General features: G+C 68.2%; 24 protein-coding genes, 2 tRNA genes and 1 pseudogene. 9 read left to right on the top strand and 18 right to left on the bottom strand.

Translation table 11 applies throughout. The annotated features are described in order from the left end of the window. Nucleotides 1–4: 4 nt before the first annotated feature. Nucleotides 5–316 (bottom strand): transposase, encoded by a 312-nt coding sequence (locus M3M28_RS03765; RefSeq protein ID WP_064914646.1) that lies wholly within the window; start codon nt 314–316, stop codon nt 5–7. 8 nt (nt 317–324) lie between these two features. On the opposite strand from M3M28_RS03765, the pseudogene M3M28_RS12775 reads away from it, so the two are divergent. Beyond that, nucleotides 325–690, top strand: a pseudogene (locus M3M28_RS12775) (recombinase family protein); the annotation flags it as partial. Here the strand turns inward: M3M28_RS12775 and M3M28_RS03760 are convergent. The 7 genes from M3M28_RS03760 to galU form a co-directional block, all read right to left on the bottom strand. Continuing rightward, nucleotides 673–1,158: a hypothetical protein gene (locus M3M28_RS03760; RefSeq protein ID WP_249387502.1), complete on the bottom strand. Its 486-nt coding sequence runs from the start codon at nt 1,156–1,158 to the stop codon at nt 673–675. The pseudogene M3M28_RS12775 and the gene M3M28_RS03760 sit on opposite strands and share 18 nt — an antisense overlap. Before the next feature lie 133 nt (nt 1,159–1,291). Then, nucleotides 1,292–1,364: transfer RNA gene (locus tag M3M28_RS03755), tRNA-Ala, on the bottom strand. A 211-nt stretch (nt 1,365–1,575) separates the two neighbouring features. Next, nucleotides 1,576–2,550 (bottom strand): hypothetical protein, encoded by a 975-nt coding sequence (locus M3M28_RS03750; RefSeq protein ID WP_249387501.1) that lies wholly within the window; start codon nt 2,548–2,550, stop codon nt 1,576–1,578. 83 nt (nt 2,551–2,633) lie between these two features. Then, complete coding sequence (locus tag M3M28_RS03745) at nt 2,634–3,884, bottom strand: hypothetical protein (RefSeq protein ID WP_249387500.1); 1,251 nt, start codon at nt 3,882–3,884, stop codon at nt 2,634–2,636. 9 nt (nt 3,885–3,893) lie between these two features. Continuing rightward, nucleotides 3,894–4,670 carry a YwaF family protein gene (locus tag M3M28_RS03740; protein WP_249387499.1) on the bottom strand — a complete coding sequence of 259 codons (777 nt, stop codon included), beginning with the start codon at nt 4,668–4,670 and terminating at the stop codon, nt 3,894–3,896. 14 nt (nt 4,671–4,684) lie between these two features. Further along, a complete protein-coding gene (locus M3M28_RS03735) occupies nt 4,685–5,320 on the bottom strand; it encodes a GNAT family N-acetyltransferase (RefSeq protein WP_249387498.1) in 636 nt (211 codons plus the stop codon). A 2-nt stretch (nt 5,321–5,322) separates the two neighbouring features. Beyond that, on the bottom strand, nt 5,323–6,264 hold the full coding sequence (gene galU, locus M3M28_RS03730) for a UTP--glucose-1-phosphate uridylyltransferase GalU (protein WP_249387497.1): 942 nt from the start codon (nt 6,262–6,264) through the stop codon (nt 5,323–5,325). Nucleotides 6,265–6,307: 43 nt separating this feature from the next. Between galU and M3M28_RS03725 the strand changes: the two genes are divergently transcribed. Both M3M28_RS03725 and mscL read left to right on the top strand, forming a co-directional pair. Next, nucleotides 6,308–6,889: a 5-formyltetrahydrofolate cyclo-ligase gene (locus tag M3M28_RS03725; protein WP_249387496.1), complete on the top strand. Its 582-nt coding sequence runs from the start codon at nt 6,308–6,310 to the stop codon at nt 6,887–6,889. A 169-nt stretch (nt 6,890–7,058) separates the two neighbouring features. Next, on the top strand, nt 7,059–7,454 hold the full coding sequence (gene mscL, locus M3M28_RS03720; RefSeq protein WP_249387495.1) for a large conductance mechanosensitive channel protein MscL: 396 nt from the start codon (nt 7,059–7,061) through the stop codon (nt 7,452–7,454). Between the two features lie 7 nt (nt 7,455–7,461). Here the strand turns inward: mscL and M3M28_RS03715 are convergent, their stop codons facing one another. Genes M3M28_RS03715 through M3M28_RS03705 form a run of 3 tightly spaced genes read right to left on the bottom strand, consistent with a single transcriptional unit; the run spans nt 7,462 to nt 13,019 of the window. Further along, nucleotides 7,462–8,772 (bottom strand): MFS transporter, encoded by a 1,311-nt coding sequence (locus tag M3M28_RS03715; RefSeq protein ID WP_249387494.1) that lies wholly within the window; start codon nt 8,770–8,772, stop codon nt 7,462–7,464. Nucleotides 8,773–8,778: 6 nt separating this feature from the next. Further along, nucleotides 8,779–8,949, bottom strand: a complete 171-nt coding sequence (locus M3M28_RS03710) for a hypothetical protein (protein WP_249387493.1) — start codon at nt 8,947–8,949, stop codon at nt 8,779–8,781. A 17-nt stretch (nt 8,950–8,966) separates the two neighbouring features. Next, nucleotides 8,967–13,019 carry an AAA family ATPase gene (locus M3M28_RS03705; RefSeq protein WP_249387492.1) on the bottom strand — a complete coding sequence of 1,351 codons (4,053 nt, stop codon included), beginning with the start codon at nt 13,017–13,019 and terminating at the stop codon, nt 8,967–8,969. Between the two features lie 87 nt (nt 13,020–13,106). On the opposite strand from M3M28_RS03705, the gene M3M28_RS03700 reads away from it, so the two are divergent. Then, nucleotides 13,107–13,178: transfer RNA gene (locus M3M28_RS03700), tRNA-Arg, on the top strand. Between the two features lie 57 nt (nt 13,179–13,235). On the opposite strand, the gene M3M28_RS03695 is transcribed toward M3M28_RS03700, so the two are convergent. After that, a complete protein-coding gene (locus M3M28_RS03695; RefSeq protein ID WP_249387491.1) occupies nt 13,236–14,654 on the bottom strand; it encodes an aldehyde dehydrogenase family protein in 1,419 nt (472 codons plus the stop codon). A 155-nt stretch (nt 14,655–14,809) separates the two neighbouring features. Between M3M28_RS03695 and M3M28_RS03690 the strand changes: the two genes are divergently transcribed. Both M3M28_RS03690 and M3M28_RS03685 read left to right on the top strand, forming a co-directional pair. Further along, nucleotides 14,810–15,478, top strand: coding sequence for an AIM24 family protein (locus M3M28_RS03690; protein WP_249387490.1), 669 nt, complete (start codon nt 14,810–14,812; stop codon nt 15,476–15,478). Nucleotides 15,479–15,487: 9 nt separating this feature from the next. Continuing rightward, nucleotides 15,488–15,997 carry an SRPBCC family protein gene (locus M3M28_RS03685; protein ID WP_249387489.1) on the top strand — a complete coding sequence of 170 codons (510 nt, stop codon included), beginning with the start codon at nt 15,488–15,490 and terminating at the stop codon, nt 15,995–15,997. On the opposite strand, the gene M3M28_RS03680 is transcribed toward M3M28_RS03685, so the two are convergent. The 4 genes from M3M28_RS03680 to M3M28_RS03665 all read right to left on the bottom strand — a co-directional run bounded on the left by M3M28_RS03680 (nt 15,998) and on the right by M3M28_RS03665 (nt 20,069). After that, the gene (locus tag M3M28_RS03680) at nt 15,998–16,492 is read right to left on the bottom strand and encodes an HNH endonuclease (protein WP_249387488.1); all 495 of its coding nucleotides are present in this window, start codon (nt 16,490–16,492) and stop codon (nt 15,998–16,000) included. 356 nt (nt 16,493–16,848) lie between these two features. Then, on the bottom strand, nt 16,849–17,913 hold the full coding sequence (locus M3M28_RS03675) for an NlpC/P60 family protein (RefSeq protein WP_249387487.1): 1,065 nt from the start codon (nt 17,911–17,913) through the stop codon (nt 16,849–16,851). Nucleotides 17,914–18,118: 205 nt separating this feature from the next. Continuing rightward, complete coding sequence (locus M3M28_RS03670) at nt 18,119–19,153, bottom strand: C40 family peptidase (protein WP_249387486.1); 1,035 nt, start codon at nt 19,151–19,153, stop codon at nt 18,119–18,121. A gap of 226 nt (nt 19,154–19,379) precedes the next feature. After that, complete coding sequence (locus tag M3M28_RS03665) at nt 19,380–20,069, bottom strand: metal-dependent transcriptional regulator (protein ID WP_249387979.1); 690 nt, start codon at nt 20,067–20,069, stop codon at nt 19,380–19,382. Nucleotides 20,070–20,168: 99 nt separating this feature from the next. On the opposite strand from M3M28_RS03665, the gene serC reads away from it, so the two are divergent. After that, the gene (gene serC, locus M3M28_RS03660) at nt 20,169–21,278 is read left to right on the top strand and encodes a phosphoserine transaminase (protein WP_249387485.1); all 1,110 of its coding nucleotides are present in this window, start codon (nt 20,169–20,171) and stop codon (nt 21,276–21,278) included. Here the strand turns inward: serC and M3M28_RS03655 are convergent, their stop codons facing one another. Next, entirely contained in the window at nt 21,279–21,743 is a 465-nt protein-coding gene (locus tag M3M28_RS03655) for a DUF3027 domain-containing protein (protein ID WP_249387484.1), read from the bottom strand. It lies immediately after the preceding gene. Then, nucleotides 21,736–22,119 carry a cold-shock protein gene (locus M3M28_RS03650; RefSeq protein ID WP_249387483.1) on the bottom strand — a complete coding sequence of 128 codons (384 nt, stop codon included), beginning with the start codon at nt 22,117–22,119 and terminating at the stop codon, nt 21,736–21,738. Before M3M28_RS03650 ends, M3M28_RS03655 begins: the two co-directional genes overlap by 8 nt. Before the next feature lie 90 nt (nt 22,120–22,209). Between M3M28_RS03650 and M3M28_RS03645 the strand changes: the two genes are divergently transcribed. Together M3M28_RS03645 and M3M28_RS03640 are read left to right on the top strand one after the other, a co-directional pair. Beyond that, the gene (locus M3M28_RS03645) at nt 22,210–22,470 is read left to right on the top strand and encodes a hypothetical protein (protein WP_249387482.1); all 261 of its coding nucleotides are present in this window, start codon (nt 22,210–22,212) and stop codon (nt 22,468–22,470) included. 68 nt (nt 22,471–22,538) lie between these two features. Further along, nucleotides 22,539–24,146 (top strand): helicase-associated domain-containing protein, encoded by a 1,608-nt coding sequence (locus tag M3M28_RS03640; RefSeq protein ID WP_249387481.1) that lies wholly within the window; start codon nt 22,539–22,541, stop codon nt 24,144–24,146. Nucleotides 24,147–24,148 lie beyond the last annotated feature (2 nt).

The following is a 24,148-nucleotide window of genomic DNA, read 5'->3' as shown; positions in this document are numbered from 1 at the left end:
TCGGTCAGGGCCGGTCGAGCTCCTTCGCGAAAAACACGCTCGCAGCCTTGAGGATCTCATTCGCCTTTCGCAGCTCGGCCACCTCGCGGCGCAGGCGCTTGTTCTCCTCAGCGACATCGCTCGGGACACCGGGCTTCGCGCCGGCGTCGACCTCGCGGCGGCGATGCCACACCCGCAGCGTCTCCGCGCTCATGCCGAGGAGCCCCGCAACATGCCGCACGGCGGACATCAGATTCGAGTGCTCACCGGAGGCCTTGGCCTCATCGAGCATCCGCAGCGCGCGCTCGCGCATCTCGGGAGAGTACTTCTGGTTCATCGTGTTCCATCCTTGCTTCAAGAACGGAACGAAACCCAGGCCGATTCACCACACCCTCCCAGCCGGCGAAGCCGGTCACCACCACGGGGCTGCACAAGGTCCTGACCAACCCCTACTACCAGGGCAGCACCGTCACCTTCCGCGGCGTCACCTACGACGGCGCCCACAGCCCGCTGGTCGACACAGACACCTGGCTGCGAGTCCGGACGCAGCTCGATGCGAAGAACGCCGTCGGTGAGCGGCCCCGGAAGTACGACCACTACCTCAAGGGGACCGTGTGCTGCTCGTGCGGCGCCAAGCTCATGATCGAACGGCCCCGTGACAAGCAGGGCGATCGCTACGAGTACTTCACCTGCTCAGGGCGACGCAAGAAGAACGGCTGCACCCGCTCGGCGATCCTCGCCGAACGGGTCGAGGACCGCATCGAACGCGACTACGGCACCAACGGGCTCACCAATGAGGAAGCCGAGCACGTCAGCCAGGTCCTGCATCAGGTGTTCGCCCAGCTCGAAGCCTCCAGCGACGATGAACGCGCCGTGCTGACCGCCCAGCGCGACAAGCTCGAAGCCGAACGCCTCAAGCTCGTCCAGGCCCACTACGCCGATGCCATCCCGCTCGACCTGCTCAAGAGCGAACAGGACCGCATCCGCACCAGCCTGGACGCGATCACCAACCGCCTCGACAGTCTCGCGACTACCTACCACAACGCTCACGAGGGACTCGATCAGATCCTCGGTGTCCTCACCGACCTCGGGGACCTCTACAGCAAGTCCGAACCTGCTGAACGCCGCATCCTCAACCGCGCGCTGTTCAAGCGGATCTTCATCGACGAGGACGAACACGTCACGTTCCTACCAGCCGAGCCGGCTGCCGCTGTCCTCGCTCAGGAGCACCGGGGCGAGACGCCCCAACCGGACCCGGACGCGAACCTGCCCCGCCATCAGGCGGGGCAGGTTTCGAATTTCTCAACTTACGTGGACCTAAGGGGATTCGAACCCCTGACCTTCTCATTGCGAACGAGACGCGCTACCAACTGCGCCATAGGCCCTTACAACAAGAGTCAACGTTACCATCCGTTTCGCGGCAGCGCGAAATCGATGGCGGCCACCCACGCGCACGAGCGAACTGGCACCGACGCCAACAAGCTCGCGGCGCGCGGGCGAGGCGCGAACAATATGGGAATGTTGGCTTACTGAACTCAGCCCAATAGTCCTGCGCCCCATGAAGACTCAGGCGAGTCGACGGACGAGCAGTAAGCCTTAACCGTTGCCCAGGCCGTTGCCGCCGCCGTTACCGGTGTCGTCGCTGGTCTGCGTGGGCTCCGGGTCAACCGGGTCCGAAGGGGGCTCGGGGTCACTGCCGCCGCCACCGATGCCACCGGTCTCGGTGGGCTCCTCGGTCTCCTCGGGCGCCTCGGGCGCCTCGGTTTCTTCGGGCTCCTCGGTCTCCTCGGGCGTTGCGCTCGGGCTGGGGTCGGGCGTCGCAGTCGGCGAGGGCGCGACATAGGTCACGCGGTTCGCGTAGTGCTCGTCACGAGCGTCACCCAGCGCGGTTGCCAGCTGAATCACCGCGTTGGCAATCTGATCAAGCTGGCCCCCGGCGAGCGCCGTGTTGACCTGCTCGGCGGCCGTGTCGATCTCGGTCGAGGTGTCCCAGTTCATCGCCGACCAGTTCGCCTTGTGCTCGGGCACCATCGACACGAGCTCGGGCGCGTAGGTGCCCGTGAAGTACGAAATCGAGTCATCCGAAAGCGACTGCGTCTCGCCAGCATTGTTGTCAATGACCGACGACGACACGGCCTCGATGCGCTGCTGCATCTCGTCGCTCGTCTCGTCGGCCACGAACGCCGACGACATCGCGTAGGCGCCGAGCACGGGGCTCGACGAATCGGCCGCCGCCTGCACATCGGCGTCGATCACGACCACATTCACAGGCTGCACGCCAGCAGCATCCGCCGCGGCAATCGCCTCGCGACGATTCGCCCCCACAAAAGAAATGAGCATGGGCAGCACGATCACGACGACGAGCACGACGATGAGCAGCGTGACGAGGTTGACGCGGCGCTGCTGCGAAGAACTCCGCCAGCGAGCCCCGGGGCCACCGCCCGCCGCACGGGCATTCGACGCGCCGGTGCGACCGCGGTCGCGACCAGCGGAGGTAAACAGGCCCGACTCAACCTGCAGCGAATCGTTGCTGGTCTGGTCGAACGGATCCGGACCTTCGCGTCGCGCCATCGAGTGCCTGCCAACCTTGTTGCTGAATACGGGGAGCTGCCGGGCCGTCACGAACGACGACCGTCAGCCCCTCATCCTACTGACTAACCCGCGCGACGGCGACGAAGCAACGCGTCCAAGTCGTCGTATTCGCCGGCGCCGGCGTCCTGCACGATCGCGTCGACGTCGCCCATGTGGCTCCACTCGCTCGCGCTGCCGACGGTGATCGGGCGGATGCGCTGCACACCGTTCGGCAGGCTCGCGACATCGCGGTGCGCGTCGCGCAGTGCCTGCGTCGAGCGGTCCGACTCCTCGCGCAGCAACTGCGCGAGGTCAGCATCCATCTGGTCGCGCTTGCCGCCGGGCCCGTCGGGACCACCGTCGGGCCCGTCAAGCTCGTCCGACGTCGCCCGACCGAGGTAAAGCGGCTTCGGCAGCGGCACGGGCGTCCACGAGTTCGCGGGCGCCGGCGCCGCATCCTCTCGCGTCTCGACGTCAAAGAAGATGAGGTCGCGCTGCTTCGGCCGCGCCTCGGCAATCTCCTCGAGCTGCTCGGCAATCTCCTGTGCTTCGGGGGCCGCCGCAACGACAACTTCGTCCTGCTGCGCGAGCCACACCGAATTAATGCGAGAAAGCATCCAGCCAGCGCCAACCGCCGCCGTGGCGCCGAACACCAGCAGCGAAATACCGAGCCCACTGAGACCGACGACCAGGCCGATCACGGCGAGCAGCAGACCAAATGCGCCCACGCCGGTCGCCGTCAGTCGGCCACGCTGCCGACGCTTCGCCGCCTCACGCGAGCCATCGATGCGGGGCACCTGACCCGTGATCTTCCGCTCGACTGCACGTTCCGAACCCGACGAGCCACCAGCCCACCGCTCCTGCGCCGTCTCGCACGTGCCGCGAATCTCTGCTTCGCGCTGCGCCGCACGCGCCGCCGCGGCCCGTGCCCGGGCAGCGGCCTCACGTCGTGCAATTGCGTCTGCCATCTCCGCCTCCGCTGCCTCTCGTTCTTGTCTGCTTGCCCGTGCCTCGGCCAGTCGCAGCCGGGCGGATGCCTCTCGTTCTGCCGCGACCGCGCGCGCCTGCTCCCGCACCGCGTCGGCCTCAAGCTGCCGGGCACGCTTCAGCTCGCGGCGCTGCGTGCGAACCTCGCGGGCGTTCGCCTCGAGTTCGTACACCTCGGGGTGGGCCGCCGTCTGCGCGAGCGCGCGAATCGTCTGCTGCAGGCGCACCGCATTTCGTTCGCTCGCCCGAGCGTTGTGCTCGCGAACCCACGTCGGCACGTAGAATCCGACGGCAAGCAACGCGATCAACGCGAGCGCGAGACTGCTTGCCCCTCCGAATTCCTGCATGCGATCACGTTAGGGTGCCGCCCGATCGTTGCCGCGGATTGTTCCGGGAGTGTCTGGTGTGACGTATGTGGTTTCCCAGGTATTTCGCAGTTTCCCGCATCCGTGGACGAACTGCCAGGTCATCAGCGCCCACACTCCCCCAACGAGCAGCAACAGAATCGGCACGTACCAGGGCCACTCCGGCATCGCGTCCAGGGCGGATGCGGTGGGCGGCTTATGCGCGAGGAACCCGTAGTTGGCACCCGAAATCACGTTGCCAACTCCTGCCACAACGGCCCACGCCACCGCCGACCCGAATGCCCACCAGTACTCGCGCCAGCTCGGCCGATACCCGTGGCCCCACACGATGACGATCGCCGCGAGCTGGACGAGCAGGTGAAAGCTCCAGTAGTCAACGAATTCGGCCCCGGGCGACACGTAGTAGTTCAGCGACGGCGTCACGACGGCCTGCAGGTTGAGCGTGAGACCCCAGAAGAACAACAGTGCGAGCCAAAACCGCTGGCGCGTGATCAGCGCGAGCGCCGCGATGAGCCGCAGCGCATCCGAATAGTGCAGCGGCAGCGACTCCGCGGGGTTCCAGTTCTCGGGCAGCATCGCCCAGACCCACCACCCGATCGACCAGAGGAGCAGTGCCCAACCGCACCAGCGATACGCCTGCGCTTCGCGCGCAGTGTCACGGATGCGCCGGCCCAGCGGCACGCACACGGCCACGAGCACGACGAGCAGCGCCAGCATCGCCCAGTGCGCGGCCCCGTAGTTCGGCATCGAGCCGATGATCTCCTGCACGCCCGCAGCGCTATCTAGGAAAGCGGTCCCGTTTCGGGCCGCGCCGCAACCCGCTCATCGACGTCGCCCGCGCGCCAGCGTGCCAGCACGCCCTGCGGCACCTCGTCACGCACGAGACCGAAGCAGTAGTGATCGCGCCAGTCACCATCGATGTGGATGTACCGGTCACGGCGCCCCTCAAAGCGAAAGCCGAGCTTTTCCACGACCCGCAGCGACGGTCCGTTCTCGGGGCGAATGCAGATCTCGACCCGGTGCAGGCCAAGCTGGCGAAAACCGTAATCGGTGGCCATCGCCACCGCGCTCGGCGTAAACCCGCGACCCGCGACGCTCTGCGCGACCCAATACCCGATCGTCCCTTGCAAGACCGCGCCCCACTGAATGTTCGACATCGTGAGCTGCCCCACGAGCTGCCCGCCAACCTCGAGCACCCAGGGCACAGCGGTGCGCTGCCCCGACTGCTCAAGCAGCGAGCGCACCGCGCCGCGCACGTTCCAGTTGCCCGAACCTCCTGGCAGCGTCGCCTCCCACGGCTGTAGCCAGGGTCGGTTCTCGAGCAGCACGCGCTCGAGTTCCCGCGCATCTCGCGTGCGCAGCGAACGCAGGGTGAGCTCGCCGTCAGTGAGCGCGGGATGCTCCACCCCGGCAAACATAGCTAGCTTCCGCTCTGCGACTGCTGCGCGAGTTGCTGCGCGTACTGCTGGATCCACTCGCGCACCTCGGGGCCGTGGTCAGAGTTCGCAATCGCGAGCTCGATGTTCGCTTTGAGGTACTCGAACTTGTTGCCGGTGTCGAAGCGACGGCCGCCGTAGACGAGCGCGACGACGCCGCCGGTCTCCTCACGGTTCGCGGCCATCTCGACGAGGGCGTCGGTGAGCTGAATCTCACCGCCGCGTCCGGGAGGCGTGTTCTCGAGAATCGCGAACGCCTCGGGGCGCAGCACGTAGCGACCGATCACCGCGAAGTTCGACGGCGCGTCCTCAACGGCGGGCTTCTCGACGAGTGAGTTCACCCAGTAGGTCGGCCACTCATAGTCACCCGCGCTCTTGAACTCGCCGTCGACGAGCTGCGGCGCGACGACACCGTACGACGACACCTGCTCCTGCGGCACTTCCTGCACCGCGACAACGCTCGCGCCGGTCTCGCGGTGCACGCGCACCATCTCACGCAGCAGCTGGCCACCCTCGGCAATGATGTCGTCGCCAAGCAACACGGCGAACGACTCGTCGCCAACGTGCTGGTGGGCGCGGTACACCGCGTGGCCGAGGCCGAGCGGGCTGCCCTGACGCAGGTAGTGCACGTCGGCGAGGTTGCTCGCGTGCCGTACGGCCTCGAGCTTGTGCTGGTCGCCGCGCTCCTCGAGCGCCGACTCGAGCTCGAGCACGCGGTCGAAGTGATTCTCGAGCGGCGTCTTGTTGCGCCCGGTCACCATGAGGATGTCGGTCAGCCCCGCCTCGACGGCCTCCTCGACTACATACTGGATCGCGGGCCGGTCGACGACCGGAAGCATCTCCTTCGGCATCGCCTTCGTTGCCGGCAAGAATCGGGTGCCGAGACCAGCTGCGGGAATGACCGCCTTGTTCACCTCAAACGTCATAATGTGCATCCTAATCATCCGCGTTGACCGCTAGCGTTGACCCATGGCCAGCAAATACGAGCTCCGCGCAACGGTGCGCGGCATGCGACGGATGCGCGGGCAGACCGCCACCGCGGCCCTCGCCGACAGCCTTGCCGAGCAGCTGCGCGGCCTCACGCGCAAGTTCGACGCCCGCGTGGTCGCCTGCTTCGCGTCCACCACCCTCGAGCCACCGACCACCGCGTTCCTGAGTTGGGCCCGCGACCACGACGTGCAGGTACTCCTCCCCCGCGCCAGCTCCGAAACCACCCTCGAGTGGTGCGTCGACACGGGCGAGCTCACCGAGCATCCCCGCCTGCGCGTGCCCGAGCCGCTCGGCCCGGCCCTCGCATCCGGCCTCGACACGGCCGAACTCCTCCTGCTACCGGCGGCCGCGGCCGACCGAAGCGGCACGCGCCTCGGCTGGGGCGGCGGCTACTACGACCGTGCCCTCGAGGTGCTCGAACCCGAGCAGCGGGCCCGCCTCGTCGCGGTCGTGCACGATGACGAGGTGCTTGAGCGGCTGCCGCGCGAGCCCCACGATGTGCGCGTCGCGGGCATCGTGACCCCATCGATGTATCTCGATACCCGCGCCAATTCCAGCTAGCCAGCGCCCCAAATTCCGATGAACTGTGCGGCGTGTCGCACTTGTTTATTTAGCGCAGGGTTATGCTCAGTTCGCTGCTGCGATGATTGCGCCCAGCCGCAAGCGCGACGGGTGCGCTCTCTCCCCGGTAGCCGGACATGACGCTAATTCCGACTCACAAGGAGGAGCCATGCAAGGCTTCAAAGAATTCATTATGCGGGGCAATGTTGTCGAACTTGCCGTCGCGGTCATCATCGGTACGGCATTCACTGCGATCGTCAACGCGCTCGTTGAGGGCATCTTTAACCCCCTCATCGCCGCAATGTTCAACGCTGACCAGCTCGCCAGCGCCGTGTGGCAGGTTGGCCCCGTCGCCTTCGGCGTCGGCCAGGTCATCGCCGCCGTCATCAACTTCCTGCTCATCGCGCTCGTCGTCTACTTCGTCATCGTTCTGCCGATGAACAAGCTGAACGAAGCCATGTACATCCGAAAGCACGGCCACCGCCCAGAAGAGGAAGAGGCCGCGGCGACCGAGACCGACCTGCTCGTCGAGATCCGCGACCTGCTCGCGACCCGCCACCAGTAGTCGCTGCTTACCGAATTGGGCTCGGCCGTTGGCCGGGCCCACTTTCGTTTCCCGGCAACGTGTCGCGAGTGAACGCCCACGCAATCGCCGGCAGCAGCAGCACACCGGCGGCAACCACAAAGGCGAGCTCGTAGCTCACGAAATCGATGAGCAGCCCCGCAATCATCGGCCCGGCGATCTGGCCGAGGTCCTGCAGCATCTGGAACAGCGACAGCGCGCGGCCGCCCGAACGGTTCGGCCCGATGATGTCGCCCACCGCCGCCTGCGACACGGGGCCGCAGAGGCCGCTGCCGATGCCGGCGACGAAGCTGACCAGCAGCACCGCCCAGAGTTCGTGCGACCACACCATTGCGACCATCGCCGCGGCCGACACGACGAGTCCCGCGAGAATGAGCGGCCGACGCCCGCGGTGGTCGCTCGCCCGACCCGACCACTGCAGAATCAGCACCATGCCCACCGCCGCGGCGGCCACCACGAGGCCCGCGGCGTACGGCTCGTCGTTGACGACCTGGCTCACGAACAGCGGAATCACGGCGGCGCGCATGCCGAGGTTCGCCCAGCCGTTCGCAAAGCCGAACAGCAGCGAGGTGCGGTAGGCCGGAATCGCGAGGGCCTCGGCGAACGTCATCGGCGGCGCCTTCACCGCACCCTTTCCAGCGCGCGTTGGGCCGCCCCGCAGCAACACCGCCACGAGCACCGCGGCGACCACCAGCGCGCAGCCGTAGACGAAGAACGGCACGCTCATGCCAGCCTGACCGAGGATGCCGCCGAAGATCGGCCCCGAAATGTTGCCGATGAGGAACGTGCCCGACCACAACGAGGTCACGCGGCCGCGGATCCGCGGCGGCGAGAACTTCACGACCATCGCCGACGCCGACAGGGTAAAGAGTGCCGAGCCGATGCCGCCAAGCCCGCGGAAGATGAGCAGCTCGACATAGCTGCTCGCGAAGGCAGATGCGAAGCTCGAGATCGCGACGATGAGCAGGCCGGAAATGTACATCGGCCGTTCGCCGAAGCGATCGACGAGGATGCCGCCGACGGGCGCCGTGATGAATCGCATGAATGCGAACGCGCTCACCACCACCGACACGAGGAAAGCGCCGACGCCGAAGCTTTCGGCGTACTGCGGCAGCACCGGCACGACGAGCGCGAATCCGACGGCCACGAAGAACGTTGCACCGATGAGAATCCAGATCTCGCGTGGGATGCGGTCGGCCTGCTTCGCGGCGGCGGCGATGTCGCCCAGGGGAATCTGCCCGGTTTCGGCGGCGACGAGATCACGTTCTTCGTCGTCGCGCTCGGGGTGACGCGTACTCATCGACACCTAAACGTTCACGTTGTGTGGCGGCACGTTATCGCGCAGCCGGTCATCGTTCGCGGAGTCCTCCGCCTTGCGCGGCGCATCCCCCCACTGCTCGGGGCGGTCTTCGCCCGCGAGCTCGGGATAGGTTTCGGCCGGATGCGGATCGCTGCCAGCGGGTGCCTCGGTGGTCACCCGCCGATGCTTGCGGGTCACTCCGCCTCCGCTCGCGGCAGCTGCGGCTTGCCGCGCGTGAGCTCAGGCAGGTCGGCGGCATCCTCGTCGGGAATCGGCACGTCGAGCGCGATCGCGATGCGCCGGGCCACGGCCTCGGGGTTCGCGAACAGCTCGAACGCGCGCACGCGCAGGTAGTACCAGCCGAGGCGCTTGAGTAGCTCGGGCCGCAGGCGCAGCGACTCCCGCAGCGTCGTGGTCGGCGTCGACTCGCCGGCGGCGACATCCATGTCGATGACGATGGCGCGGTTGCCGTACGACGCGGCGAGCGGAATCTCGCCGCGGAAGCCGAGCTCGACGCGCATCCCGAACGACGCGAGGCGGCGTGCGAGGTCAACGAGCATCGGCGCCTCGCCGCTGCCGTCGGGGTCGGAGCCGCCGGGCTGCTCGGTGCGCTCGCCGAGCTCGGTGAGGATCTCGGCGAGCCCGACGGTGCCTCGGGTCAGGCGCGACACCTCGAACTGGTCGGGGCGCACGCAGGTGACGATGACGAGCGAGCGACGCGCGCGGGTCATTGTCACCGCGAGTGCGCGCTCGCCGAGCGGGCTGCCGAGTACCCCGAAGTCCGAGAGCACGCGGCCGTGCGGCGTCACACCGTAGCCGAGCGAGAAAATGACACGGTCGCGCGCCTGCGCCGCCGAAGCCTCGATGGTCGCGACGGTGAACGGCTCGTTGCGCGGCTTCGTGAAGAACTCAGCGAGGTCGCTGCGCTGCGAGACCGCCGACCAGATCGCCTGCTCGACGCGTTCGGCGTGGGCCGCCGACGCGCTCACAATCATGAGCGATTCGCGCGGGCGGTGAATCGCGTGGTCGAGCACGAGCTCAACGACGCGGGTGACCTCGGCATCGGTCGCCTCGACGGTGCCGGTGCGGCGGTCGGGCAGGCCGGTGCCGCCGGGCACGTACGAGTACGTGAGCGACGAGTGGCCGAGGAACGCGCCGGCCCAGGGCATCGAGTGCAGCCGGCCGCCGTAGAAGCGCTCGTTGACGAGCTCGGTGAGGTCCTCGCCGCCGGCGCGGTACGAGCGCGTCAGCGAGATCGTCGGCAGCAGCTGCGCGAGCTGCGCGTACGCGGTGTCGTCGATGCTCGCCTGCACCTCGGCCTCGCTGCGGTTCACGCCCGGCTGCGGCTCGCTCGGCGGCAGCACGGCCACGCTGAACGGGGTCGGGTACTGCGTCACCGGGTCGCCGAAGGCGATCACCTGCGTGCCGCGGCGAATCGCGCCGACGACTTCGGCGGTCTGCACGGCCGCGGCATCGACGAGCAGCACGGCGTCAAACTTCGCGCGCGGGTCGATGCGGGGCACGTCGTAGGGCGTCGTGATCCACACCTGCGACACCGAGCGCGAGAGGCCCGCTGCCTGATCCACGAGCTGGCGCGAGGTGAGGCCCGGCGTGCGCAGCAGCTCGCGCAGCGAATCCGCTTCCTCGGCCCGGTCGACGAGAGCGACCTTCCACGCCTGCGCAAGCTGCCAGGCGAGCTGGTCGGCGCTGGATGCGGTGTGCGCCTCGTCGACGACGCGGAAGTCGCTCTCGAGTCGCGTCAACACGCGCGTGTTCGCGTTGAGCAGCGCCTTCTCGTTCGCGAGCTGCTCCTCGAGCACCGACTGCCACCAGGCGAGCTCGAGCTCGTCCTCGACCTCATGGGACTCGAGGTGGCGCTCGCCGAGGTCGTCGAGCAGCTCGCCGAGGCCCTGGCCCCGCAGCTGCTCGTTGAGGGCGAGCCGATCTACGGCGTTGTCGAGCACCTCCGACTTCGCCGCGAACTGCTGCAGGCGCTCCTCGAGCTCGTCGAGCTTCGTGTCGGCGAGGGTCGTCTTACCGGCGTCACCGAGGGGCGCGTCGACAATCTGCACGAGCGCGTTCACATCTCGCCACTCCGAGCGCATGCGGTCGATGCCGGTCGGCACGTTCGGCTGCGCCGCGTCACGCACGTAACGGTGCCACATGATGCGCTGTCGCTGCACGTACTTGAGCGACTCGTGCAGCTCGTTCACGGTCACGCCGGGGCGCACGAACTCGCGCGAGTAGTTGCGCAGCTCACGGCGACGGGAGGCCGACATGTCGCTGCCCTCGCGGCGTGGGCCGGTCGCCTCGATGAGCTCCGACAGGTCGGCGTCGAAGATCTCGGGCGTGAAGCGGTCGAGCGTCTCGCGAATGTCGGCGAGCAGCCGCAGGTAAATGCCGAGCTCGGCGAAGGTCTCGGGCGCGCGGAGGTTCGTCTGCTCGATGAGCTTCTCGCCCGAGCGCAGCAGCTCGCTCGTGCGGCCGTCGGCGAGGCGCACTGCGGTCGAGTGCACGTGCTCAACCTCGTCGGTGCTCTGGAAGCCGAGCCCGTACCAGGGCGATTCGTCGTGCGAGAAGCGGAACTCCCCTAGCTCGGCGAGGTCGCGCATCTGTGCGGCGACGCCGGCTCGTTTCGCGGGTTCGCGCAGCGCGACGAGCTGCTCGTGGCCGAGGCGCGCGGTCGTCGACGGCGGCACATCGCGCAGCTCGAGTCGGCTGAGTTCCTCGAGCGCGTCGAGCGGCGACACCCCAAACTCAGGGTGGTCGGTCGTGAGCGCGCTGCGGTAGTCGGCGAGGACGCGACGCAGGCGCACGAGCGCGTCGTCGAGGTCGGCCGTGTTCGGGCGATCCGCGCGCTCATTGCGCGAGATCGCGGCGATGACGTCGCGGCGCAGCGTGCGGGGCGTCACCGCGAGGCCCTCGAGCCCCACGTGCTTGAGCCGTGCGCGAATGGCGCGAATCGAGGCGATACGCGGCGTCACGACGAGCACGCGGCGGTCGCGGTCGACGAGGTGGCCGATCGCGTTCACGACGGTCTGGGTCACGCCGGTGCCGGGCAGCGTCTCGACGACAAAGCTCGAGCCGCCGAGGATCGCGTCGACGACGCGCTCCTGCTCGGTGTCGGCATCGAGCAGTAGGCGGTCGGATGCGGGGTCGCGGCGGTCGGGATCGATCGAGGTCTCGGCGCTGATCGGCCGCGAGAGCCGCTCGCGCGCATCCCGATCGCCCGCGAGGGCGTCGAGCACCGGGTGGCGCAGCTCCTCGGCGTCGTCGAGCATCGCGCCCGAGAAGTCGGCGAAGGTGGAGAGCGCTGCCATCGAGTCGACCTCAAACTTCGGCAGCTTCGCCCCCGCCTCGCGCACGTACTCGAACGCCGAGTCGGGGAACAGCGAGCCCGAGTCGCCGACGCGCGTCTGCAGCTCGCTCGCTCGCACGGTCACGCCGTCGTCAAACAGGGCGCGCAGCAGGGCGATGTTCGGCTGCAGCTTGCCGCGGAGACGAATCTCGTAGTCGCGCCCGAGGCGGCGCAGGGTCGCGGTGCGCAGGAAGATGGGAGCGTGGAGCTCGCCGTCGCTCGACAGCCAGCTCGCGAAGCCGATGGCGAGCTGCACGCAGCTCAGCCCCCGGCCCGCCTCGAGCTCGGCGCCACGACGGGCGACGAGGCCGGCGGCCTCGAGCGCGGTGCGGAACGCGATGGGCTCGCGCACGAGACTCGAGAGCATGACGGGGCGTCGCGCGAGCAGCGTCGCGATGCCGGAGGGATGCGCTGTCGTCAGGTCAATGTAAGTGCCGCGGCGAGCCGCGAAGTTGCGCAGCGGCGAGGTGCCGCCGAGCTCAGCGATCTCTTCGCGCCAGCGAACGTGCGTGTCGACAATATTGACCGGCTGCGCCGCCACAGGCGAGGTCTCGGGTGCGGCGAACTCGCTGTCGGCCGGCGACTCGGACTCGGCATCCTGCTCCTCTACCTCGACTGCGGGCAGGGTCGGCATCGGCGCAAACGCCGTGGTGTCGGTCGACTCGGATGCTTCCTCGGCGGGCTTGGTCGCACGGGTCGCGCGCGCCTGGTTGATCCACTCGGTTGGGCGGTCGCCAACCGCGACGCCGTCCTCGAGTTCTCGCTCACCCTGTTCGCGTTCGAGAATGGGTTCGGTCGCGCTCGCCTCCTTGCGATCGCGCTCCGCCGAGACGTCGACGGCTGGTTCGTCGTTGTTCTTGGCGTTCTGCCTACGGAAAATGCCCCACACAGGTTTCAACCTATTCGACGTTGCCCGGTGATTGCCGCAGTGGCCGTGGAGTTTCACGCATTCGCGGGCCCGCTACGATTGCACTGCGCCTTCGTAGCTCAGTGGATAGAGCGTCCCTCTCCTAAAGGGTGTGCGCGGGTTCGATTCCCGCCGAGGGCACGAAACACGATCGCGGCCCCACTCATGCGAGTGGGGCCGCGATCTTCTTCAGCGCGATTACGCCTTGGGGATGGTGATCACGTGCGGCTGGCCGAGCGCCTTGAGGCCGGCAGTGCCGAACTCGAGGCCGTAGCCCGACGCCTTCGCGCCGCCGAACGGGATGCGCGGGTCGATGGCGCCGTGCGCGTTGATCCACGTGGTGCCGGCCTCGAGCTGGCGGGCGACCTCGACGGCCTTGGCCGTGTCGGAGCTCCACACGCTCGACCCGAGGCCGACCTCGAGGCTGTTCGCCCACTCGATCGCCTGGTCGAGCGAGTCGTACTTGATGATCGGCAGGGCGGGGCCGAACTGCTCCTCGGCCACGAGCGGATTGTCGTTGCTGATGTTCGACACGATCGTGGTCGGGTAGAAGAAGCCGGGTGCCGAGGCATCCGGGTCGCCGCCGACGTTGATCGTCGCGCCGCCGTCGCGGGCTGCGTTCACGAGGCGGTCGACCACCTCGTACTGGCCCTGATTCTGCAGCGGGCCGAGCACGTTCTGCTCGTCGAGGCCGTTACCCATCGGCATGTTCTTCGCGACCTCAACGAGCGCCTCGACGACGTCGTCGTAGATCTCGGCCGGAACGTAAAGGCGCTTCAGCGCCGCGCAGGTCTGGCCGGTGTTGATGAACGCGCCCCAGAAGAGATCCTCCGCGATCGCCTTGGCGTCGACGTCGGGCAGCACGATGCCCGCGTCGTTGCCGCCGAGTTCGAGGGTGACGCGGGCGATGTTCTCGGCGGCGTCGCGCGCGATGATGCGGCCGACCTCGGTCGAGCCCGTAAACATGACCTTGCCGATCTTCGGGTGGCGCGTGAGCGCCGCACCGACCTTGCTGTTCGCTGGCACGACGATGAGCACGTCTTCGGGCAGCGCCTCGTTCATGACCTTCGCGAGCGCGAGCACCGAGAGGGTGGTCGAGCTGGCCGGCTTCGAGACGACCGTGTTGCCCATCCGCAGCGAGGGCGCGAACTGCCAGATGGCGATCATCATCGGCCAGTTCCACGGGTTGATCGCGGCGACGACGCCGATCGGGTCGTAGTGGAGCTCGGCGCGCTGGGTGTCGTCCTCGACGAGCACCTCGGGCTCGAGCTCAAACGCGGCATTCGCGCGCAGCCAGCTGACGCAGGCGCCAACCTCGAAGCGGGCGTTCGGGCCGTTGAGCGGCTTGCCCTGCTCGCGCGACAGGAGCACCGCGAGGGCCTCGCTCGACGCTTCAATCGCATCCGCCGCCTTATTCAGGTAGTCGCTGCGCTCTGCGTGCGACAACTTTGCCCACGACTTCTGCGCGGCCTCGGCGCGGTCGACCGCCGCATCGAGGTCCTCGGGCGTGGCGACGGGCACCTGCGTGAATGCTTCACCGGTGCTCGGATCAATAACGTCTCGACCGCCGCTTGCGGGCTGCAGCGCGGCAATGAGTTCGTCAGCAGTGGAGAACATGGACCCTCGTTTCATCGACGTTGATGGTGTTCGGCCAGCCTATGTCCGCCCCCTGGAGTAATCCGCCTCCGCCGCAAGGGGTGCACCGGCGGGCAAGCAGTGAGCGCGCCTGGTCAACGCGTGTATAACTTGCAGCAAGACGAAAGGAACGCACCATGCGCAGCCCCATCTTTGACAAGGACAACTTTCGCGACCCGTCGACCGACCGCTGGGTGCTCGAGAGCAGCAGGCTCCTCCGTACTGGCTTCGGCCCCGGCGTGATCGCGCGCAAGGGCGTCATGGTCGCCTACCGTGGCGGGCTCGACTTCGCGCACCAGGGCTCAAAGTCGGTTGGTCAGTTCTTCAAGAAGCAGTTCACGGGCGAGGGCAAGGGACTCATGCACGTGACTGGCCAGGGCGAGGCGTGGTTCGCGAATCGCGCCCAGCAGGTCTTCATGATGGAGCTCGAGAACGAGGGCATCACCCTCAACACCGACCACCTCCTCGCCTTCGACGACACCCTCCAGTACGAACCGCGGATGCTCGGCAACGCCGGGCTGCTTGCTGGCGGCCTCTTCAACCTCGAGATTGGTGGCACGGGCACCGTCGCGCTGACTTCAGACGGCACGCCCTTCGTGCTCGACGCGAGTCAGGGCCCCGTGTACACCGACCCGCAGGCCACCGTCGCCTGGTCGGCCAACCTCCAGCCCACGCTGAAAAACGACTTCAAGATGGGCTCGCTCATCGGTCGCGGCAGCGGCGAGGCGTTCCAGCTCGCGTTCCATGGGCAGGGATTTGTCGTGATCCAGCCCTCCGAGGGGTGGCCGCTGCAGACCAGTTCGTAGACTGGAAGCATGTCGCAGTCGTACGAGGTCACGGCCACCGTTCCACTCATCCCCGAGGAAGCGTTCGCGCTCGCGCACACGCTCGGCCCCGACCGCACGGCGTGGGACACGCGGGTCGTCAAGCAGCTCTTGCTGCGGGATGCGGAGGCACTCGGCGAGGGCACGCAGGTGTTCGTGCGCCTCGATGACGGCCTGCGACTCATTCAGGAGTACGACCTCTGGTTGCCCGGGCAGCTCTCGAGCACCAGGCTCATCAAGGGCCCGTGGTGGCTCGAGAGCTACGGCGAGGGTTGGCACTTCACTCCGACGAACGGCGGCACGCGCGTCACGTGGAAGGTGGCCTTTCGCCACCGAATCCCCCTGTTCGGGCCGCAGGCCGAGCAGGTCGTGCTCGTCAAGCTTCGCGCCCAGCTCGAAGCGCGCATGGAAGACTTCCGCGCGGCTGCCCGCGACGTTGAGCTCATCGAGCGCGCGACCGCGGAGTCACTCCCCCACGGCGCGCGCCACCGCGACCGCTAGCTAGGCCGCGAGGTACGGCGCCCACTCCTCTGAGGACTCCCGGTCGACGCCGCGCACGTGCCAGCCGTGGCTGACCGGGGCCGCAGGGCGGCGCAGCAGTTGCCAGCCCATCTCCTCGGGTGTGCGGTCGCCCTTGACGTTGTTGCAGCGCAGGCAGCACGCCACGAGGTTCTCCCACGAGTCGCGTCCACCGCGCGAGCGGGGCTGCACGTGGTCGATCGTGTTCGCGAAGCGGCCGCAGTAGGCGCAGCTGTTGTCGTCGCGACGCAGCACGCCCTTGCGCGACACTGGCATGCGGCGCGCCATGGGGATGCGCACGTAGCGCTTGAGCAGGATCACCCGAGGCCGCGAGAACTCCTCGTTCGTGGAGCGGAGCGGCACGGTGTCGTCGGCCTCGAGCATGGCGGCTTTACCGCCAAGCACCAGCACGAGTGCGCGGCGGTCTGAGACCACGGCGATCGGTTCGTACCCGGCGTTCAAAACGAGTGTGCGCATGTTTGCTCCTGGAATGCAGACAAAAAATGGCACTGCCACAGGGCAGTGCCATCACTGGACGCAGGCGCGACTATTCCATGGTGGAAATGGCGCTCGAAACCGGAGCAGGCGCACGCCTGCGGCCTGACCTGACGACGTTGCAAGGTCATGACTGCTCCTTTCGGACTCGAGTCACCGGGGTGATCTGTGGAAGATGCTACTGCCCCACTCGCGGGAGTAGCCGATTTTGCCGCGGCGACGCGCGAGCTCGTCACGCAGAGTTCACGCATTCGACACCTCGCCGGCGTGCTGGGGCGGAAACGCAAACGGGCGGACACCACTCGAAGAGTGCTGCCCGCCCGCATGCGAAACCGGTACTAGCCGTTGACGCGAATGATGACGTCGTAGAAGTACGGGTCGGCCTGGTACGAGGTGAGGACGTTGTCGTCCGCCGCACCGTTCCAGCCACCGTGGTACGCCTGGCCACCACCGGCGTACACCGAGACGTGGTAGCCGTACTTGATCATGATGTCGCCGGCCTGCGCCTGGCTCGGGTCGATCTGGGTGCCGAACTGCGTGAAGTCGCCCACACCGTAGTCGTAGCCGCCGTCGAGGCGAGCGGTCGTGAGGCCAGCCGCGGCAAGCGCGTTCTGCACGTAGTCGGTGCAGTCCATGCCGTACGAGCCGAGCATCGACTGGAGGTAGCTGAGCATGACCTGCTGCACGTTGCCGGTCGCCGGGGCCGGAGCCGGGGTCGAGGCCGAGCTGCTGCTGCCGGTGCTGTCGGACGACGAAGCCTCGGTCGACGACGAGCTGCTCGTGTCGGCAGCAGTCGTGGTCTCTTCGGGCTCTTCGGTCGGCACGGCGACGGCCGCCGAGGCGACGGTTGCGGTGTCGAACGACTCGATCTCGGTTGCCTCGGTCGACTCGGCGGCGGGAGCGGCCTGCTCCTGCGCGGCGGCCTCTTCGGCCTTCTCGTCTTCGGCGGCCTGGCTCGCGGCGTCGGCGGTCGCGCCGGTCACCTGCGAGTTGACGGCCGAGAGCAGGTCGGCCTGGTGCTGCGTGTCGGCAACAACGGCGCCCTGACCGGCGACAGTGGTGAGGCCGACGGCGGCGAGTGCGGTCACCGAGGCCGCGGCGGCGAAGCCACCCGCGGTACGACGACGACGCTGCGCGATGAGCGCGGCCGGGCGGGCGGCGCGGACCGTGAGGCCGCGGGGTGCCTCGGCCTCGGCGGCCGGCTCGCTGAGCTGCGTAATGAGTTCGGTCGGGAGCACCGAGATGAGCGCGGTCATCTCGTTGCGCTCGATGCGACCGGTGTCCTCGCGGTGGAACGACGAGCCGGGCTCGGCGTTTGCTACGGGACGGACGCCGGTACGACGCTCGATCTCACGTGCCTGACGGCGGGTGAGCGTTGCGCCATTCTGAGTGGTGTTGTCCAATTTCGACCCTCCGCACCGCGGATATTTCCCCGCCCACCGAGACTTTGGTGAGTGTACCGAGGGGGCGGGTTTGCGGTGCCTCGGTATGACCTGAACACGGTCGTGTTCGTCGACAAAAATGAGCGTAACGAAAGATCACGGGAATGTCACGCCCATGTGACGGAAATCTCACAAAAAGATAACGAGATTTGTCACGGAGTCCGATTTAACCGAGGTGCACGAAGTAGTGCGAGCCCCAGTCAATGGTGCCGTAGCGGACGACATCGCCTGCGTACGGAGCGTGCAGCATCGAGTTCGGGCCGGCATAGAAGCCGATGTGACCGTCGTAGATCACGAGGTCGCCCGGCTGCGGGTCGGTCGTCACAGTGCCCATCGACGCGAGCTGCGCGATCGAGGTCGTGGCGCTGTAGCCAGCCTCGTTGAGCACCCACGCGACGTAGCCGGCACAGTCGAAGCCCGACGGCGTAGTGCCACCCCAGACATAGGGAGTGCCCAGGTACTGCTCGGCGATCGACATGATCGAGCTGCCCGAGGTGCTCGCAGATGCGGTGGCGCTCGAGTCGGCGGCGGCCGTGGTGTCGTCGGTCGCGGTCTCGGTGGACCCTTCGGCGCTCACCTCGGTGACCTCGACCTCGGGCTCCTCAACCTCGGTGGCCGCAGCAGCGGACGACACCGAGGCGGCGTCGAACGACTCGATCTCGGTCAGCTCGCTCGACTCGGCGGCCGGCTTGCTGGTCTCAGCGGTTGCATCCTTCTCAGCGTCGCTCGCTTCGTCCGACTTCACGATGCCGTCGGACTGCTTGAGCGCCTCGTTTGCGCCGACGCGGGCGAGCAGGTCAGCCTCGTGGTTCGAGCTGTCGGCCACAACGGCACCCTGGCCAACGACCGAGGTGAGGCCGACCGCGGCAAGCGCGGTGATGGATGCGGCGGCGGCGAATCCGCCGGCGGTGCGGCGACGGCCCCGGGCCACGAGCGCGGCGGGGCGCTCGGCGCGAACCGTGAGGCCACGGCCTTCGCCGCTCGTCGCGGCGGCGGCCTCAGCTTCGGCAGCGAGCTCGGTAGGAATCACCGAGAGCAGCGCGGCCATTTCGTTGCGGTCGATGCGACCGGTGTCCCAGACGTTCGAGGTGGTGGGGCACGGGGAGGCAGTCGTCGACGCGAGGGGCCGGACGCCGGTGCGGCGCTCGATCTCGCGGGCTTCCCGACGAGTAAGTGCGCCAGTGGGGGTGGTGTTCTGCAAGGTTTCGACCCTCCGCACCGCGGATGCTCCCCCGCCCACCGAGATCTAGGTGAGAAGTACCGAGGGGGCGGGTTCGCGGTGCCCCGGTACATCGTGAACGCGGCTGCGTTCGTCGATATACCAACGGTAACGAAAGATCACGAAAATGTCACGGTAATGTAACGAATTCGGATACTTTAGATAACGTTTCCCTGGTCAGACCCACTTTTTAATTATAACGGCGCGTCTACTCGGCCGTGATGTACACGTGCCGGGCGAGCTGAATTGGCACGTCGACCTTCGTCGACCCGCCCACCGGCGAGAGCCGAATGTCATCGCCGAGGTACTCGACCACGACGCGACTGCCAGGCAGCACGCCCTGTTCCCGGAACATCCGCATCGACTCGAGATCGGCCTGCAGCGGCTCGCCCAGGCGGCGCACCTCGGCGACATCGCCCGAAGAGATCTCGGCCTGGTCGAGCGACGCGACGCCGCGAAAAAACTCCACGTCGGGCTGCAGCCCGCAGTCGACCTCCGAGGGGATCGGTGTGCCGTACGGCGATTCGGTCGGTTCCCCGAGCAGCTTGTAGATGCGCTCTTCGGCCTCGTCGCTCATGACGTGCTCCCAGCGGCAGGCCTCATCGTGCACGATGGCGAGGTCGAGGCCGATCACGTTCGCCAGCAACGACTCGGCGATGCGGTGCTTGCGCAGCACCCGAATCGCTTTTTCCCGACCCGTCGTGGTCAGCACGAGTCGTCGGTCTGGGGCTACCTCAACGAGGCCATCGCGCTCCATGCGCGCAATCGTCTGCGACACCGTCGGCCCCGAGTGTCCGAGTCGCTCGGAAATTCGGGCACGCAGCGGAGTGATGTCCTCTTCTTCGAGGTCAAGAATCGTTCGGAGGTACATCTCCGTTGTGTCCACCAGGTTCGACACCATGCACCCCCTTCCGCTGTTCGCCAGGCACGTTATCCAAATATATCGGCTCCGCCCGAATGCAATGCGCAGGCGCACGCCGGACGTATTCTTATTGTCATGACTGACATTCGCATCCCCGTCGATCTTCTGCCCGCTGACGGCCGGTTCGGCTCGGGCCCCTCGAGGATCCGCGAAGCGCAGCTCGACGAACTCGTGGCCCGCGGTCGTGACGTGCTCGGCACCTCGCACCGCCAGGCGCCGGTGAAGCAGTTGGTGGCATCGGTGCGGGCACAGCTCGCCGAGCTCTACGCCCTGCCCGACGGCTACGAGGTCGTACTCGGTAACGGCGGTTCGACGGCATTTTGGGACGCGGCGGCATTCGGGCTGATCGAAACGCGCGCACAGGTCGCGTCGTTCGGCGAGTTCGGCGGCAAGTTCGCCAAGGCCGCGGCCGCGCCGTGGTTGCAGGCGCCGGATGTTCGACAGGCGCCGGGCGGCGAGGTCGCGCTCCTCGAGGCGGCCGAGGGCATCGACCTCTACGCCACCCCGCACAACGAGACCTCGACGGGTGCCATGGTCACGCCGAAGCGAGTCGACGTCGCCGGCGCGCTGACGATGGTCGACGCGACAAGCTCGGCCGGCGGCACCGAGGCCACGCCGAGCGAGTGGGACGTCTACTACTTCGCCCCGCAGAAGAACTTTGGCAGTGACGGCGGCCTCTGGTTCGCGCTGTTGAGCCCCGCGGCCCTCGAGCGCATCGAGCGCGTCGCCGCATCCGGCCGCTACATCCCCGAATCGCTGAGTCTCACGCAGGCCGTCGCGAACTCGCGCAAGGAGCAGACGCTCAACACGCCCGCGGTCGCGACGCTCTCGCTGCTCGACTCGCAGCTGCGGTGGATGCTCGAGCTCGGCGGCCTGCCCGCCGTTTCGGCACGCACGAAGGCCTCGAGTGACTACCTGTACGCCTGGGCAGGCGAGCGCGACTGGGTCACCCCGTTCGTGCAGCAGCCCGAGTACCGCTCGCAGGTCGTCGCGACGCTCGATCTCGTGCCCGAGGTCGACAGTGCGCAGTTGCGCACGATCCTGCGCGAAAACGGCGTCGTCGACATCGACCCGTACCGCAAGCTCGGCCGCAACCAGCTGCGGGTCGGCACCTTCGCCTCCGTACCAACCTCCGACGTCGAGCGCCTCGCGGCCGCGATCGACTACGTCGCCGAGCGCCTCTAGCTAGGAGCTCCGGCGGCGGCGCCGGCGGCGCGTGCGACGTTGCGTGCGCGTCGAGGACTTGCCGCGCGTGCTGCGGGGCGCGTCCGACTCGGCTTCGGCTTCCTCGACTTCGGGCGCTTCGCCCTCGTCGTCGAGTTCGTCATCCTCGTCCACGAGCTTGCCGTTGCGGTCGTGGGTCGCGCGGAACTCGGCCAGGCGCTCGGCCCACGGAATCCATGCGGGCGCGAGCAGGGCATCCTCGCCGGGCAGCAGATCGCACTCGAGCACGGTCGGTTCGTCGTCCTCGACCTGCGTCGTCCAGACGGTCCAGAACCAGTCGGGGTGCCCCGGAACATCCGAGGCGAAGCGGAGCGTGCGCACGCCCTCCTCGTTGGGCTCGCTCGTCGAAACGAGCTCGCCAATCTGCTCGGCGGGGGCGACCTCACCGAGCGCGACGAGCGCGAGCTGCGTCAGCGGCTCAGGCATCGAAGTCATCCGCAACGCGGCGCAACATCGCCGCAATCTTGGCGCCGGTGGCACCCTCGGGGTACTTGCCGTGACGCAGCTGGCCGGCCGAGCGGTCGAGCACCTTAATGAGGTCTTCGACCACGACCGCCATGTCGTCGGCCGACTTGCGCTTCATGCGCGTCACCGAAGCGGGAGCCTCCACGACGCGCACCGACAGCGCCTGCGGGCCGCGACGGCCGTCAGCGATGCCGTACTCGAGCTTGGTGCCGGCGCGCAGCTGCGTCACCTCGGCGGGCAGCGCGGTGGCGTGCAGGAAGACTTCCTGACCGTCGTCGCCCTGCACGAACCCAAAGCCCTTGTCGGCGTCATAAAACTTGACCTTGCCCGTTGGCATGGCACATCTCCTTGTGCAGCGCGGTCGCGGCTGCGTCGAATCGAACGAACCCTCATTCTACCGACGCCCGCGGTGGCTTAGGCTTGTTCGGTGACCAAGTCCCAGAACCAGGCTCCGGTGGGTCGAGGCGAGCGTGTGCTCGCCAATGCCACCGCGACACTCGCGATCGTGGCGGTTATCTGCCTGCTCGCCGTGCTCATCGCCCCGCTCGTGGGCGTCGATTTCGCAACTGACGCGACGTGGTTCTGGCCCGTGGCGTTGCTCGTCGCCTGGTGGGGGTTCCCGATCGCGCTCATCGGCGTCACCGCGGTGATCGTCTGGCGCATCATCGCGAACCGCAGGTACAAGTGACTCCAGTCCCCGACTCGCTACGAATTCTCGCTGCGCTCCGACAGCTTGATGAGTCGGGGTTTGTCCGTTTGCTGCGCGCGCGGCGCGTGCCGACGCGCGGGCTCACCGACCCGATCGACCTCGCAGAGTGGCTCAGCGACGACGTGAACGTCGCCTCGGGACTGCGCCGCCTGCACTGGCGTCTGCTGCGCGGCCTTCGCCTCGGGAGTGACGCTGCGCTCGAGGCCGCCGCCCGGCTACAGCTCGCGGTGCGCGGCGATGCCATCGAGCTGCTGCCGCACGCGCGGGCCGAACTCGAGCGCATGCTGCCCGAGGTGCCCGAGTACGCGGCCTCGCTCGCCGACGACGCGCCGAGCGGCAGCGACCGGGCCCAGGAGGGCGCACAGCTCGCGCTCGACGCGCTCTGGCAGCTGGATGCGCGGCGCCGCGCCGTGCAGCACGCGCGCACCGGCGTTCGGCTCAGCGCGATCGAACTGCGACGCCTCGCCGGCGAGCTCGAGCGGCCCGTCGAGGTCGTCTCGGCCGTGTTCGCCTGGCTCGCCCACGCAGAACTCATGGCACCAGCCAGCGATATTTGGGCGCCCACCGAGGCCGGTCGCGGCCTCGCCGCGCAGCCGATCCAGCAGCGTTGGCGCATCCTCGCCGAGGCCTGGCTGGCCGAGCTCACGCTCGACGAGGTGCGCGAGGCCGCCTGGCTGCGCGACCCCGAGCATCCGGCGGTTGCGCTCGGCCTCGCCGACGCCGCGCGTGGCACGCTCACGCGGCTCGGCGCGCTCGTGCTCGACGGGCGCGGCGACGAGGCGAGCGAACTGCTCGCGGGCGAGCTCACGCCGCCGGTGCGCGGCGTCTACGTGCAGCCCGACCAGACCATCATCGCTCCAGGCCCGCTCAGCGCGGCCGACGATGCCGCCCTGCGCGGCGTCGCCGATCTCGAGCACCGCGCCCTCGCGAGCCAGTTCCGCCTGACGCAGGCGTCGATCGAGCGGGCCCTGCTCTCCGGCGAGACGCTGGCCGGCATCCGAGGGCAGCTCGAGCAGCTCTCGCTCACGGGCATCCCACAGCCCGTCGCCTACCTGCTCGAGTCGAGCGCCGAGCGCTTCGGCCGGGTGCGCGTGCGCGCACATGTCGACGACCTCGGCCGCATCAGCTCGCGGGTGCGCGCCGAATCGCCGGAGCTGCTCGACACTCTGCGGATCGACACCGCCCTGAGCTCGCTCGCGCTGCGCCCAACCGAGGCCGAACTCGCCTCCGCTGCGAGCCCCGAGACGACGCTACTCACGCTCATCGAGGCCCGCTACCCCGCGGCGCTCGAGGACCTCGACGGCGAACTTCGCCGCGGCGTCGACCCGGTCACGGCACCCGCCTACCGGCCCGAGCCGAGCGCGACCCTCCGCGCCGCAGCCGCCGCCCTCGCCGAGCACACCGCGGCCGAGCCCGAGCGCGACGACGAGGCGACCTGGCTGCGCCGCCGCCTCGAGCTCGCGCGGCGCGACCGGGCCGAGCTCCGGCTCGAGATTGCCCTCGGGGGCGACCGCACCGCGCAGCTCGAAGTGGTGCCGATTTCGGTCACCGAGCAGCGGCTGCGGGCCCGTGACACCGAGGCCGAGGTCGAGCGCACGGTTCCACTGCGGGCGATCGTCGCGGTCGAGGGCACCCGGGTCGCCGGACGCGACTAAAC

The organism is Gulosibacter sediminis (genome assembly GCF_023370115.1).
In the GTDB taxonomy this organism is placed as follows: domain Bacteria; phylum Actinomycetota; class Actinomycetes; order Actinomycetales; family Microbacteriaceae; genus Gulosibacter; species Gulosibacter sediminis_A.
This window is presented reverse-complemented; position numbering and strand designations above follow the sequence as displayed.